General features: G+C 66.1%; 12 protein-coding genes and 1 pseudogene. 7 read left to right on the top strand and 6 right to left on the bottom strand.

The genetic code is table 11. The features are described from left to right. The first annotated feature begins 104 nt into the window (after nt 1–104). Nucleotides 105–2,327, top strand: coding sequence for a lamin tail domain-containing protein (locus ACLEQD_RS05815; protein ID WP_410382373.1), 2,223 nt, complete (start codon nt 105–107; stop codon nt 2,325–2,327). Here ACLEQD_RS05815 and ACLEQD_RS05810 read toward each other — a convergent pair whose 3' ends face one another. Next, nucleotides 2,328–2,876 (bottom strand): hypothetical protein, encoded by a 549-nt coding sequence (locus ACLEQD_RS05810; RefSeq protein ID WP_410382372.1) that lies wholly within the window; start codon nt 2,874–2,876, stop codon nt 2,328–2,330. It abuts the gene before it with no gap. A gap of 298 nt (nt 2,877–3,174) precedes the next feature. Next, the gene (locus ACLEQD_RS05805; protein ID WP_410382371.1) at nt 3,175–3,993 is read right to left on the bottom strand and encodes a DODA-type extradiol aromatic ring-opening family dioxygenase; all 819 of its coding nucleotides are present in this window, start codon (nt 3,991–3,993) and stop codon (nt 3,175–3,177) included. Nucleotides 3,994–4,072: 79 nt separating this feature from the next. On the opposite strand from ACLEQD_RS05805, the gene ACLEQD_RS05800 reads away from it, so the two are divergent. The 4 genes from ACLEQD_RS05800 to ACLEQD_RS05785 all read left to right on the top strand — a co-directional run bounded on the left by ACLEQD_RS05800 (nt 4,073) and on the right by ACLEQD_RS05785 (nt 7,436). Beyond that, on the top strand, nt 4,073–4,948 hold the full coding sequence (locus tag ACLEQD_RS05800; RefSeq protein ID WP_410382369.1) for a hypothetical protein: 876 nt from the start codon (nt 4,073–4,075) through the stop codon (nt 4,946–4,948). A 69-nt stretch (nt 4,949–5,017) separates the two neighbouring features. Then, the gene (locus ACLEQD_RS05795; protein ID WP_410382368.1) at nt 5,018–5,329 is read left to right on the top strand and encodes a PadR family transcriptional regulator; all 312 of its coding nucleotides are present in this window, start codon (nt 5,018–5,020) and stop codon (nt 5,327–5,329) included. Between the two features lie 20 nt (nt 5,330–5,349). Further along, nucleotides 5,350–6,480, top strand: a complete 1,131-nt coding sequence (locus tag ACLEQD_RS05790) for a hypothetical protein (RefSeq protein WP_410382366.1) — start codon at nt 5,350–5,352, stop codon at nt 6,478–6,480. 59 nt (nt 6,481–6,539) lie between these two features. Then, entirely contained in the window at nt 6,540–7,436 is an 897-nt protein-coding gene (locus ACLEQD_RS05785; protein ID WP_410382364.1) for an alpha/beta hydrolase-fold protein, read from the top strand. A gap of 312 nt (nt 7,437–7,748) precedes the next feature. Here the strand turns inward: ACLEQD_RS05785 and ACLEQD_RS05780 are convergent, their stop codons facing one another. Further along, on the bottom strand, nt 7,749–8,399 hold the full coding sequence (locus ACLEQD_RS05780) for an endonuclease III domain-containing protein (protein ID WP_410382362.1): 651 nt from the start codon (nt 8,397–8,399) through the stop codon (nt 7,749–7,751). A gap of 53 nt (nt 8,400–8,452) precedes the next feature. Beyond that, nucleotides 8,453–9,673, bottom strand: a complete 1,221-nt coding sequence (locus ACLEQD_RS05775; RefSeq protein WP_410382361.1) for a DNA cytosine methyltransferase — start codon at nt 9,671–9,673, stop codon at nt 8,453–8,455. A gap of 239 nt (nt 9,674–9,912) precedes the next feature. Between ACLEQD_RS05775 and ACLEQD_RS05770 the strand changes: the two genes are divergently transcribed. After that, nucleotides 9,913–10,161, top strand: coding sequence for a helix-turn-helix domain-containing protein (locus ACLEQD_RS05770; protein ID WP_410382359.1), 249 nt, complete (start codon nt 9,913–9,915; stop codon nt 10,159–10,161). A gap of 275 nt (nt 10,162–10,436) precedes the next feature. Then, on the top strand, nt 10,437–11,165 hold the full coding sequence (locus ACLEQD_RS05765) for a Cfr10I/Bse634I family restriction endonuclease (protein WP_410382358.1): 729 nt from the start codon (nt 10,437–10,439) through the stop codon (nt 11,163–11,165). A 323-nt stretch (nt 11,166–11,488) separates the two neighbouring features. On the opposite strand, the gene ACLEQD_RS05760 is transcribed toward ACLEQD_RS05765, so the two are convergent. Continuing rightward, nucleotides 11,489–12,790, bottom strand: a complete 1,302-nt coding sequence (locus ACLEQD_RS05760; protein ID WP_410382356.1) for a serine/threonine protein kinase — start codon at nt 12,788–12,790, stop codon at nt 11,489–11,491. Nucleotides 12,791–12,964: 174 nt separating this feature from the next. Then, nucleotides 12,965–14,150: pseudogene (locus ACLEQD_RS05755) on the bottom strand (serine/threonine protein kinase); the annotation flags it as partial.

The following is a 14,150-nucleotide window of genomic DNA, read 5'->3' as shown; positions in this document are numbered from 1 at the left end:
CTTGGATGACAGGGGGATGTGTCACGCTAGGAGGTCTGGGGACGCACCGCCCGTCATCGCGATGGGCCGTGGTCCCTCTCCGGCATCTGGACCGGATGGCTTCCATGCCCCTTCCTCGCATCGTCGCGCCCCTGCTCGCCCTGCTGCTCGCCGCGTGTCCCGGATCGACGCCTCCGAAGCCAGTAGCGCCCGCCGACAGCGGTGTCCCCGGCGATGGAGGCGACTCCCACGACAGCGGAGTCCCCGACGATGGGGGCATGTCCAGCGATGGGGGCGACTCCCACGACAGCGGAGTCCCCGACGGCGGGGGCATGCCGAGCGATGGGGGCGGCTCCAGCGACAGCGGTGTCCCCGACGATGGGGGTGTGCCTTTCGACGGCGGTCTGCCTTCCGACGGCGGCGTGCAGGGCGACGGCGGCGTCCCGGATGGCGGTGGGGTTCCGACGCTGACGGTGGATTCCCCGGCGCTTGGGGACGGACGCGTGGGGCAGCCCTATGCCGCGCAACTCAGCGCCTCCGGCGGCCTGGCGCCGTTCACCTGGAGCTTCACCGGGACGCTGGCCGCGGGGCTCACCCTCTCCTCGGACGGCGCCCTGTCCGGCACTCCCACCGCCGCGGGCACGACCATCCCCCACTTCATCGTGCGCGACGCGGCTGGCGCGACCGCGTCCCTGCAGGTGGTGGTGCGGGTGCAGCCCCCGCTCACGCTGTTCACCGTGGGGCACTGGAACCTGGAGTGGTTCGGCGCGCCCAACCAGGGCCCGGCGAACTCCACCTCCGATGGCGGCGTGGCCGACGACCTCCAGGTCGCGGGGGCGCTGAACGTCATTCGCGGCGCGGGGGCCCACGTCTGGGGCCTGGTGGAGATGGTGGACACCGCGGACTTCAACACGCTCCTGGCGGGGCTGCCCGGCACCTACAGCGGCTTCCTCGCCAACAACACCACCTACGTCCTCAGCGGCGCGTCGCAGTACTCCGCCGGCGAGCAGAAGCCCGGCATCGTCTACGACAGCACGCTCACCTACCGCAGCGCCCAGGTCATCCTCACCGCGCAGGCCGCGGACTTCGGCGGACGCCCGCCGCTGCGCGTGGACTTCACCACCCGCATCCACGGCGAGGACGCGCCGCTGGTCGTCATCGTCACGCACATGAAGGCCTTCGAGGACCGGACGTCCTACGACCAGCGCCAGCGCTCCGCCACCGCCCTCAAGAACTACCTGGACCAGTGGCTGCCCACGGCCCGCGTGCTCGTCATCGGCGACTGGAACGACGACCTGGACCACTCCATCACCACGGAGAACGGCGTCGCGCTGTCCTCGCCCTACCTGAACTTCCTGGACGACCCCACGCACTACACCTTCCTCACGAAGGTGCTGACCGACGCCACCCTCCGCACCACCACGGAGTACGACGACGTCATCGACCACACCATGGTCACCGACGAGGTGGCCGTGGACGCCGTGCCCGGCGGCGTGCAGGTGCTCCGGCCCGACACGTCCATTCCGGACTACGCGCACACCGTCAGCGACCACTACCCCGTCCTCACCCGCTATGACCTCAGCGGCGTTCCCGGTCCGCGCGTGCGCCTCACCGCGCCCCTGGGCGGCACGTTCGTCACGGGCACCCAGCTGACGTTCACGTGGCGCTCGGTGGGCGTGGACACCGTGCGCATCGAGGTCTCCTACGACGGCGGCCACAACTGGAACGTCGTGGCCCCTTCGGTGAGCGCGGACGCGGGCTCCTTCACGTGGACCGTGCCCGCCGTGGAGAGCGACCTGGTGTGCCTGCGGGTGGTGGACACGGCCAACGCGTCGCGCTTCAGCATGAACCCCGACCGCATCTGGTTCCTGCGCACGGCGCCGCGCATCATCATCAACGAGGTGCTCGCCAACGAGCCCGCGCTCCCCGGCGGCACCGCGCACGAGTTCGTGGAGGTCTACAACACGGGCTCCGCCCCGGTGGACCTGTCCGGCTGGAGCCTGTGGGACGCCCTGAACTGGCAGCACGTCTTCGCCCCGGGCACGGTGCTGCAGCCGGGCCGGCCCCTGGTCGTCTTCGGTGGGCCGGAGGGCTTCACGCCCGGCACGCCCGACACGGTGGCGTCCTCCGGCGGGACGCTGAGCCTCAACAACACGTCGGACATCGTGCGGCTCAAGCGCGCGGACGGCGGCGTCGTGGACAGCGTCGAGTACTTCAGCACCGTGGACGCGGTGTCCATCAACCGCGCTCCGGACCTGTCGCCGGACGCGGGCTTCGTGCTGCACACCACGCTGACGCCCGGGCTGCAGTCCTCGCCGGGCCGGCGCGCGGATGGCGGCGTGTTCTAGTCAGCGCAGCGGCGGGGACTCGGGGTTGGAGCCAGGCGTCCCGGGCAAGGGCGCCGCCTCCACGTCCCGGGCGATCCACTCCTGGCCCTGGTTCTCGTAGGTGACGCGGATCTCATCACCCTCGGACAGGTCGCGCAGCTGCGCGTTGTCGGCGCCGCGCTTGAGCCGCGTGGCCTCGTCCACGCGGACCTCCTGCTCCTGGCGGTGGCCGTCCACGAAGAGCAGCTCGTCGTCGCCCACCCAGGACACCCGGCCCGCGGCCCAGCCCAGGGGCCGCTGCTGCGGACCGGAGCCGCCCGTTCCCTCGGAGGCCGGAGCGGGGGCCGGCGCTCCCTTCACCTCCGCGCCCGCGGACTTCAGGGCCTTCGGATCCACGGCCTCCTTGGAGGCCATCAGCCCGCGCAACACCTCCGAGCGTCCTTCGCGGTGCTTCGCGGAGGGCCCGTCCGACGCCGGCGCGCCCCTGTTGCACGCCGACAGTCCTCCGAGTCCCCCAAGTCCCACGAGGCCCAGCATCAGCAGGCCCGCCGTCCCGTGCCTTCTTCGCATTGGCCACGTCCTCCCGCGTCGTGCGAAGGAGCCCGCGTCTCCCATGGAATTCGCCTCCACGGCGGCAGGGGCCCGCGCTCTCCACGGTAAAGATGAGGACACCCTGCCCCGTGGGGAACCACGACCGCCCGGGCCCACGCACGGCGGCCCGAAGCCTGCTTCTCCCTGGCCCGGAAGGCAGGCGAGCGAGCCCTGCCCGGACGCACGCCTTGCTTCGCAATGTCTGCCCGGTCACTCCTGGCCGGGAAGACGCAGGCCCCGGCCCCAAGGGCTGAGGCCCGTTGTCCACGCGCCGCGCTCAGCCGAACTGGAAGCCGGAGATGCGCGCCCCCATCATGGCGCCGGACCAGGCGGTGGTGCCCCGGTCCTCTCCGGCGGCACCGGCGGCGACCATCAGGGGGAGCAGGTGCTCCTCACGCGGATGGGCGAGCCGTGCGTAGGGCGCCTGCCTCCACTGCGTGAGCAGCTCGTCACGGAGGGACGCGGGGGCGGTGGCGGCGTCCTGGACCCACGCGTCGAACTTCGCGGAGACCTCGTGCGCGCGCGGGTCTCCGAAGGCGCGCAGGTTGTGGAACGTCATCCCGCTGCCGATGATGAAGACGCCCTCGTCGCGAAGCGGCGCGAGCGCCCGGCCCATGGCCAGGTGCTCCGCTGGATCCAACCCCTGCTTGAGTGACAGCTGGACGCAGGGGATGTCCGCCTCCGGGTACGTGAGCTTCAGCGGGATGAAGGTGCCGTGGTCGTAGCCGCGCGCGGGGTCTTCCGCCGTGGCGAAGCCCGCCGTGGAGAGCAGCTCGCGCACGCGCGCGGCGAGCCGTGGGTTTCCCGGCGCCGGCCAGGTGATGCGGTACGACTCCGGCGGGAAGCCTTGATAGTCATAAAGGATGGGCGGCGCTTCGGACGTCATCACCGTGGCGACGGGCGCCTCCCAGTGGGCGGAGATGACGAGCAGCGCCTTGGGCGGCGTCGTCAGGCGCTGGCCCACCTGACGCAGGTACGCCGCGAGCGACTGGACCTCCGCCTTCGGAAGGCCCAGCTCCACGAACGGCCACGGGCCGCCGCCGTGCGGGATGAAGACGACGGGCAGGCGTGACGTGCTGGAAGGGTCGGTCGGCATGGGTTCCCAGGTGTAACGCGCATCCTCCCTGCGCGCAGGCCGTCGGGCCATGGCGGCCCGGGTGCCAGGCTCCGCGCCCATGCCGACGAGCGCCGACGTGGACTGGGCCCAGATCGTGCGCTTCCCCGCCACCCATCCCCACGCCGCTGAATACGAGCGCCTCTGCCGCGAAGCGCGGCTGCAGCCCGCGTTCATCCAGGACTCGTGGGCGCTCATCATCCGGGGGCTCCAGCGGCGCGCCGAGTTCATCGCCGCCAGCGCCTGGAACCTGCCCGTCCCCGAGTTCCTCGCGCTGGACCGGCTGCTCAGCGCCAGGGCCCGGGACCTGCTGATGCCCACGGCGCGGGGCACGCCGCTGGCCCTCTGGTCCGGAGGAATCCAGGTCAGCGAGTACGTGCGCGCCCGGGGCTACGACACCCTGGAGAGCACCGTGTACGGCGGCATCCTGGACAAGCTGACCAACCCCCGGTTCAAGGTGTGGCTGGGCAGCGACGACTGGGGACCGCAGGGCGCGCTCTGGGACACCCTCTCCGCCCGCTACGTCGAGGCCGCCGCGAGCTGCCGCGACACGATGCACGTCTTCCTGCGCACGCACGACCTGGAGTCCACGTTCTATGGCGAGGAGCTGGTCAACTGGCGCAAGGCGAAGCGCAAGCAGGAGCACGAGCCGGATGGGCTGACGTACCACGTGCTCGTGGGCCTGGACTCCTTCGGCCTGGAGCGGGTCTTCCACCGTGAGCAGGACGCGAAGCTGTTCCTGCTGGCGTTCCTCGGGCAGCTCCAGCAGCGGTTCGAGCGGGGCATGCTCGAGCAGGGCGTGAACCACCGCTACCGGAGCGAGGTCTGGAGGGACAACGCGCGGGCCTTCGAGGACACCCGCCGCAAGAAGACCTACGCGGCGTACCTCCACTACATGAAGCTGCTCAAGACCCGGGACCGGCGGAACACACGCTGAAAGCCGCTCTCCCCACGAGCCGGGAGGCCGCGGCTTGACCTTAAATCTACATAGGTAGATTTATGGGACATGCCACGTACCCGCGCGCTGTCGAATCACGCCCGCTCCGTTCTTGCCGCGCTGCTGGAGGCCGGCGCGGGCTGGTCGCACGGGTATGAGCTGTGCCGTCTCGCGGACGTGAAGTCGGGCACGCTCTACCCGCTGCTGATCCGCCTCGAAGCGCAGGGCTATCTCGAAGCCGAGTGGCAGCAGCCGGCGGAGGGCGGGCGGCCGCCAAGGCACGCCTATCGCCTGACCAAGACCGGGGTCCAGCTCGCGCGCGACAATCCGCCAGACCGCAAGGTGGCTGCTCGCTCCGGCCTTCGCACGGCGACGACATGAGCGTCCGAGTCCAACGCCGTGTGGCAGACCTGCTGTGCCGTGCCCTGCAGTTCATCCTGCCGCCGCGGCTGCGCGACTGGGGGCTGGCCATCCGCTACGAGCTCGCGGAGATCCCCGACGACGCCCAGGCCCTGTCGTTCGCGCTCGCGAGCGTCCGTGGATTGGCGCCGCGTGCCATTGGCCAGCTCCTGATGCACCCCTTCGTCGCCCTGCTTGGAGCCGCTGTCCGTGCGTCACGTGGGTTCGGCGCGTTGCACGGCCCGCGTGCCGTCGGTGCGCTCTGCGCGGTCGGCGCGGTCGCCCTCGGGCTCGTCTACATGACGGTTGCCGGCGCGCCTGTCCGCTATCTCGGCATCAACGCTGGCGCGCTCGTTCTGGGCCTTCTCTTGCTGGCCCTCGTCAGCCGCATCCCGGAGGGGGCCGGACGCCTGTCCGGAGCCCTGATTCTCGGACTCTCGGTCCTCCTGCTCGCCACCGCACTCGGTGGCCTCCGCGTCGAGGGGATCGCTCGCTGGGTCAAGCTCGGTGGCGTGGTCGTGCAACCGAGCCTGGTGCTTCTGCCGTTCATGCTTGCCGGATTCGCCCGGACGCGCACCCCGCTTGCGGCGACGGGGATGGTCGTTGCCGCGCTGGCCATGGCGCTCCAACCCGATCGTGCGATGGCGGCCATGATGACCGCGACGATGGCGACCGTCGCGGCGACGCGTGCGGACCGGCTGACGTGGCTGGCGCTCACGGCCAGCCTCCTGGCGTTCATGGTGACGCTGCTGCGCCCCGACGCGCTTCCAGCCGCCCCCTTCGTCGATCAGGTCCTCGTTTCGTCCTTCGCGGTCCATGTCCTTGCCGGGCTGGCCGTCGTGGCCGGCTCGGCCCTGCTGCTCGTCCCTGTGATCATCGGTGGGTCCTGTGACGAGGAGCGCCGCGCGACCTCTCTCGCCTTCGGGTCCGCCTGGCTTGTGGCGAGCGTTGCCGCCGCGTTCGGCAATTCCCCGACGCCGGTCGTGGGCTACGGCGGCAGCGCGATCCTCGGCTATGTCCTGAGCCTTTCGGCCCTGCCGAGGCCGGTGAGCGCGCGGGGCGGCCCAGCAATCGCTCCGTCCGACACGCCGCTGGCTTCGCGCGACAGCCATTCAAGAATCGCTCTCGCCTAGCCGACCTTCGCAAGGCCGTTCCCCGCGGAGGGAACGGCCTCCCAAACGGATGCCCAGCCATGACGATGCCTCGCCCTGGACGGCGGGTTCGCTACCTATTGCCTGCGGTACTGCTTGCAGTCCTGCTCTGGTTCACGTGGACGCGGCTCACGCGCAGCTGCGGCGACCAGCGGGCCTCGTTCACGCCCGCGATTCAGCAGTGCGCCGCGGAAGGGCCCCTGCGTTACTGCATCAACAGGGCAGCCGGGGGTACCAACGGCGACGTCGTCTATCACCACCACGGGCGCAATCTCGACGAGACGAGCTGGAACGACGACACCTATTTCACCGGCATGCTGCAGGCGCAATGGCAGGCCACGGGAGCCCTCCCTCCCACGGTGGTGACCGTTTCGTACGGCTCGACGTGGCTCCTGACTCCGAAGGGCGCGCAGGAGGAGAGCGGACTCCTCGACGACTTCATGGCGCGTCTGCCTTCCATCGAGGCGAAGGTGGGCCGTCCCCGGCGGCGGATGCTGTTGGGGGAGTCGATGGGTGGGCTCAATGTCCTTGTCGCGAGCCTGTCCCATCCGGCGTGGTTCGCGAAGGTCGCGGCGCTCTGTCCGGGCGTCTACACCGACACCCCCTTCTCCTCCTTTGACACGATCAGGGCCTCGATGGAGCGCACCGGGGCCAATCCCAAGATCGTGTTCGGGGTCTGGTGGATGGCGCGCGAATACGTGGCCGACGAAGCCGAATGGCGCCGCGTCTCGCCCCTGGACCTGGTGGCGCAAGCGGGGCCCGACCATCCGGAGCTCTATCTCTCCTGCGGCCTCTACGATGCCTACGGCAACTACGAAGGCACCGAGCGCCTGGCCAACCTTGCCCGTCAGCGTGGCGTCAGGACCGAGTGGCACCCGCTCTATGGCGGCCACTGCGCGTCCGACGTGGCTTCGCTGGCCGCCTTCCTCGTGAAATGAGCCGGGCCCGAATCGCACCCGGCAAGCCGTCGAGCCGGCTTGCCCTGGGCCGTGGCGGCTACTGAATCGCGAAGATGAGCGTCACCTTCGCCAGTGCGGCAGGAAACCTCACGCAGGACGCGCGGTTACCCACCTGTCGCCCTGGTTTCGCTCGTGACGCCATCCCGTGCTGTCCCGGAGAGTTCCCTGGTGTGCCCCTTCAATCCACGCTGGAGGGGCACACTGGGGGCACATGGCAGCGCTCACTTTCCAGTTTGAGAACGACCGCTGCGGCTCCAGACGCACGGTGATGAATTGCGGCAGCGTCCCGATTCACTGGGCCTGATGTCCAAATGCGCATAAGCGTTTTACCGCGCACCGTGAGCAGATCGGCCGTTGAGCCCGACAGACATCCCTCCCAAGAGATACAAGGTTCACGTGTAGGCTCAGGCGGAGGTGAGGAGGAATCAAAGCCTGCAGTTGGTCTGCCTGCCTCGCTGTCGGCTTCTCTCCATCTCCCCCCTCAAAACCCATACGGCGCAAAATGCGCCAGCAGTGCACATCTACAGGGAACACTTTCCGCTGTAAGGCATAAAGCAGCACACACCTAGCGGTTTTGAGCCCTACCCCAGGCAAGCCGCACAGGAATTCCTCGGCCTCCCAGTCCGAAACCTGCCGCAGGAATTCCAGAGAAGTTTTGCCAGTCTTCTCCTTTATTGCCCTGAGCATGCGCACAATGTGGTCCGCCTTCTGCGCAGCCAGCCCTCCGTCGCGGATCACATGAGCCACACGCTCCGGTGACGCACGGCGCACACCAGCCCAGGTAGGGAAAGCCTCCCGCAAGGCCACATACATAGCCCGGTAACGGGACTCGCTTGTTTGGAGCGAGAGAACAATGAAGACCAGTTCGGATAGAGGTTCGCGCCGGTTAAAAAGCTTTCTGTCCCGATAACGGCGACGGAGTGCTTCCGAAACGGCACACACCCATGCCTCAGAAAAGGGCTCTGGACACGAAGGGGCGCTCGCCCCCCAATGGCTCAAGCAATTTGCAGCTTCAGTTGCTCTTGCTTGGAGCGCCCCCCCTTGCTCACCCTGGGGCGTAGTGCCTTGACAGCCAGCTTGGCTACGGTTCCCATTGCCAGCGCAAGCAGGGGCGGCACTGCGTTTCCGATTTGCTTCAATTGCTGCCACTCACTCCCCACAAAAACAAATCCATCATGGAACGACTGAAGCCGCGCCGCCTCCCTTACAGTAATCCACCGCTGGAGGGAGGGATGAACGAACTCACTTAGGTCGCGGTGCATGTTGGCAAGCAGGGTATAGGCTGGCTGGTCAGGATGTAGCCGGCGCCATTTCTCAGGCCGTTTCCCATCCCAAATAGCCTTGGGCAAGGAGTCGGCTTTTTTTCCAGCCTGGAGCAACGCGATTAGAGCAAGCCGGCGCTCTTGAATCTCCTTGGTGTGGTGATTGTGCAGTTCAACTTGCTCGTGATGCTGGATGCCACGCATCTTCTTCACGGCCGACGAGTAGATACTTCCATCAAAGTCGATGCGCATTTCCCTTTGAAACGGGGAGAAGACCTCTTCGGGATAAGGCATGACACATCCGCTCGGGACAACACTCTTCGGTAGGTCCCCGATGGCTTCCCAGACCGTAACCGGCCTTTTCACACGCAACCGGGCGAGCGCGTTACTCGCGAACATTTCCATGTTGTGGGGAAATTCGAACCGGTCGTGAGTCCCTATGAAGAAAACACGGTTGCGCTCCTGAGGGACTCCGTAATCTGAAGCTACTACTCGCAGAACGGTAGTATTCGAGTAGCCAGCCCCCCGTAGGGCCTCTAAAACCAAATGCTTATAGTGCCCCTTGTTAAGGAGAAGGAGATTGGGGACGTTCTCCATAATGAATGCCCGTGGCTTGAGGCGAGCGAGAACTCGAACAAACTCTAGGTAGAGATCGTTCCGTTCGTCAGTAAGCTTCCGGGTGCCGATTTGGCTGTAGCCCTGACAGGGAGGCCCTCCAAAGAGGAGGTCCAGTTCATCTAGGCCGTGTTCAGCGCGCTCTTTAGTGCCACTTCCACGAAGGAAGTCGCGCACGTCGCCCTCTACTAGCCGGGTTTCAGGGAAATTGTAGCGGTACGTTGCCGCTGCGAATTTATCCCACTCGACTGCCGTCCGGACGTCGAACCCTGCGAGATGTACGCCCTCGCAGAACCCGCCGCACCCAGAGAATAGGGAAAGAGCCTTTAGTTTTGCCATCGCTTGGTTACCAGTATGAGGGCCATGCGACGGCCCGGCCAGAATTTTGTCCTACATCATCCCCCCAACTTGTGACTTATAGTCTACAGCCCGATTCTTGGCCATATACGGCGAGTCTCACTAGGCGTTCGGTTAGCACCGGAAATCAGTAATGAGCCCGCCAGCTTGCATGCGAGCCAGCAGGGGACGTGACTTTTAGTCCGTGGGCCTAAAAGCCCAACCGCGATACGCCACCACCGATGGGTGACCTGTTGTCCCACTTCGGTCAAGCCGTCCGCCGGCAGCGAGAACTCCTCCGGGTCAGCCAGGAGGAACTTGCTGATCGTGCAGGTGTGGACCGCACCTACCTCAGCGGAATTGAGAGAGGCATCCGGAATCCGACCCTCAAGACCATTGATCGTCTTTCACGCTCGCTTGGGGTCGAGATGGAAGTGCTGTTCGCATCAGTTGGAGAAATTCGTCGGGGCTCGGAGCCGAGGGAAAACTAATGCCCTTTAGCTACAACTCCGCCGCCTGCCAAGCATGCCGGTTCTCGCACTGCATCGAAGATCTCCGGCTACGACCGATTAGAGGCCGTACAACCAAGTTCCGATTCGGGCAACACGCGGCTTTTTCCTGCACCTTCGAGGCAATGGTACCCGGTTTCTCTGGGGATACTGCCCCGACGCGTAGTTTTGACGAGTATCTCGGTCAGTTTCGACTCAACGCGACAAGCGCTGCGAATCACCTCTACGGATCCGACGCGGTCCCGGGCTCCAACCAGTTGGCAAAGGTTGAGGGGGACGTTTTCGAACTGCTTGAGGCGGCGGCACTCTGGGAGGTTGCTGTTGCGTGGAACCAGTTCATGGACACAGGGAACTGGAATTCCTCAGTGCTAGCGCAGCCTCCCGGTGCCGTGGCAGCTCCTGATCGCAAAGTAGCTTTCGTCAAGCTCCCTCGCGACTACGACGCTACGCTGTTATTCACGGAGACGGCCCGGAAGAATATCGCTGCGCATGAGTCCGCCCTCAAGCTCAGGCAAATGGAACTTGGCCTCTCGTCCCCAGACATCGTCGGGGTGCGACTGGGTAGCCCTCTGCCGGCAAACGCGGCGGTTTTTTGCTCATCCCTGCCGAACCTCGACACACCAAACCGCGAACTGCTTGAGACGGCATATAAGCGTATTGAGGGCACCTTATCTGGACGTGAATTTCTATTCGCCATCGCCGTAAAGCGCACGACGCGGAGCGACCGTCTTTACCAGCCATTGTTCGAAGCCAATGTCCTCAAATACCTTATTCAAGACGTGCTTCGAGGAGCTGCATTCCGGTTCCACGTCCATGTTGGTTCCTTTGAGGGGGCCGATGTTGAAGGCCATTACCGTGCTGCTTCCCTGTTCTCCCTATTGCGCGGCGGGGAGCCTACTCTGGCAGTGGACAAGCTCGTTGAGTCCAAGGCCCCTATCCAAGTAGCGCAAGCAGTGCTTGATGATCTCCCCCTATTCCCGCTTTGAATCAGTTGCCGCCAGCATCAGCGTAGCTGCATGCATTAGAACAACATGACAAAGCTGCAATACCCTTTGGGGACTCAGATAGGGTACTGAATCGTCATAAATGCGCCGCAGTGCGTACTTTTGGTTTGATTGCTAGGATTGAGCACTGGATGTGCTGCGGTGTGAAGTCTTCGCAACTTTCACACCCCGGCGACTTTGCCACAGCGGCTTTTCACTGTTCACGCCGATTGGATGCACGCGGGTGTTGAGCACGGCTATGGTCACCCCCGTCCAGTTCGACAAGTTCGTAGGCCCCAGTCCTTTTTGCCCCGTAGAAGCAAGAATCACAATTTCGGTATATTGAATACATGATTCGGAGGGCACTGCGCCCCAGCGCCGGGCACCGTCGTCACCTCGTCCGGATGGCGCATCGTCGCAGCCATTTTCCAAGTGCCCTGACGAGACGTAGGCTCGGTCGAAATCTGATCTGGATGGCAAGGGGCGAGAATGGGCACGGCAATCCCGCCCTCATCATCGGGCACCTCTATGTCCCAGAGCTGACTCTCCGCTTCCGCGAGGGCTTGCTGAACCTCCTTCACGGCGTCCTCTCCCAAGTAGGGTGGCAACTGCGCCAGGCGCGCGCGAAGGAGTCCCCCCAGCTCCGATGCCGTGGCGAAACGCTCCGAAGGTTCAGGCCGCAGCAACGTATGCAGGATGTCGCGAAGTGGCACGGACAATCCCTCCGCTGCGCGCTCCACGTCTTCTGAACGATAGGACATGGCACACCGGATGATGTCCTCCGCGAAGGGCGGCAGATTGAGCCCCAGGGAGGCCACGGACGCCGCGAGCACCTTCTCCCGTTCCTCCCGCGATAGCCGAGCCTCCACCCCGTCCGCGAGTAGGTGGCCCGGGTCGTAGAGGTGCCGGCCCGTGGCGAACTCCAGCAGAGTCAGCCCCAGGGAGAAGAGGTCAGCCCGCGCATCCACCGCGTCGCCGAGCAACGCCTCAGGCGCGGCATAGAGGACTTCGCCTTGGGGTCGGGGGAAGGATGTTGCCACGCGGCCCGTCAACCGGGAGAGGGCCACGCCGAAGTCAGTCATCCGCACCTCACCGCGAGGCCCCAGACGGATGCGGCCCGGGTTGACGTCGCGATTGACGATGCCCAACGGCGTGCCCGCTTCATCCGTGCGCGTATGCGCATAGTCCAGCGCTGCCGCGACCTCCGCGCCTACGTAGAGGACGAAGGACTCAGAGAAGTAGCGTCCGCGCGCCTGAGCCACCGACAGCAGCGTGTTGAGCGACAAGCCCTCCAGGTTCTCCATCACCACGCACAGCCCATGCGTCATCTCGACAAGCCCATGGACGCGCGCGATGCGCGGGTGCTGGAGGTAGCGCGCGAGCCGCACCTCTTCCTCCAGCCGCGTCCGCGTGTGCTGAAAGCCTTCGGACAGCTCTTCGCCTTGCGGCAGGGGGATGCACTTGAGCACCACGCAGTCGCCCAGCCCTTGGGGCGTCCGGACGAAGGCGAGCAGGACGCGCTCTCCCAGCCGCCCCACTCCCAGGTCCCGGAAGAATTCGTAGGAGGTGTCCCCTTGAGTGAAGAGTACGACGCCGCTGGAGAGCGGCGGATCAGACGGATGGGCCATGCGGATACCCCTTGCGCCTACGCGAGAGGAATTCGCGCGAAGGAACTTGCAAGGTAGTGCCCGCATCGATCCTCGGGAACGACGCGGCGGGTTCAACTCCCCCGAAATTCCTCTCACTCCGGGTGAGAAGGACAGGGGCTGAATTGTAAATGAGCGTTACGTCGGGCAGGAGCCTCAACGCCAACGTTCGACCGCGATGCCAGACAGGTTACTGCGAGTCACGATCTCGCCCGGCTTGGACTCCTCGGCTCTCGTGGTCCATCCGAGTTCGTCCTCGTTTCCCATCTCAATGCAGACCGGCACCCTCTGGCCATTCGGAAGCCGGGCCTCGGTGTAGCGTCCCAGCAGCAGGTCCTTGTTCCCCGTCCACAGGTAGCCGTAAAGCAGCGTGCCCTTGGGCAATGCGCGCTGCTCGTCGGTGTACACCTCCCCCGTCACGGGCCCCTCGCGGAAGATCCCATCATGACCCGCGCGCCTCTGACGCGCGTCCGCGTAGAAGGCGACATAGGCATTCTTCCGCAACCCCAACCCGCCGTCCGCCTTCTTGGTGAACATTGCCTTGCGTGCGGCCTCGGGGCAGTCCGCGGCCTCGGGCCGCACCTGGGCTCCCGGGCAGCCCATCTGGAGGGCAGCGGCGGCGGTCAGACCCGCGCACGTCTTGAGGAAGCCACCCCATTCCGCCGGGGGCCAGCCCGGGGAGACGGCCAGGGGCTTTGGCTTCCTGATAGCGGGAGCGGGCGGCGGAGACATGGGCGAGGGAGCGCGCTTCACGGGAGGACTTTCCTTCGGCTCGGGTGCGGACACGGGAGAGGCTACTTCAGGGGGCATCGTGGCGGGCGCTGGAGGGGGAGCAGGTTGCTTCGGCTCTGGATTCACCTGCCATGCGGAGGAGGGCGCTAACGGCGTCCGCTGTGCAGTGGGAAGAGATTCCGAGGGTGTCGTGAAGCGCCAGAGCACGAGGCCGCCCAGGAGCACGGCAAGCGCCACCATGAAGGCCCCTCGCGCGATCACCAGTCCCTGCCGGGCGGCCGGGGCAGGCACCTCTTGTGAGGGCATGAGGGGTGGCGCCTCGGGGGCGAGTTGGACGTGGGGCTTGGGAACGTGGAAGGGCTCCCTCCAAGCGATTCCCACCTCAGGCAGTAATGCCGTCAGCTCGCGCCGCATCACCTCCGCCGTGGGGGCACGCTTCTCCGGATCGCGGGCAACGAAATGGAGGACGGCTGCGCCCAGGGCCGCTGGCACCCGAGGGTTGAGCGAATGCGGCGCGGGCAACTCCAGCCTGCCCCCCAGGAACATGGCCGGAGATTCACTCCAGGGGCGCGCAATCGTCAGCAGGTCATAGAGGCAGATGCCCAGCGCG

It is taken from the genome of Corallococcus sp. 4LFB, assembly GCF_046520365.1.
GTDB classification, from domain to species: Bacteria; Myxococcota; Myxococcia; order Myxococcales; family Myxococcaceae; genus Corallococcus; species Corallococcus caeni.
The sequence above is the reverse complement of the archived record's forward strand: the minus strand, read 5'-3'. Positions and strand labels throughout refer to the sequence as shown.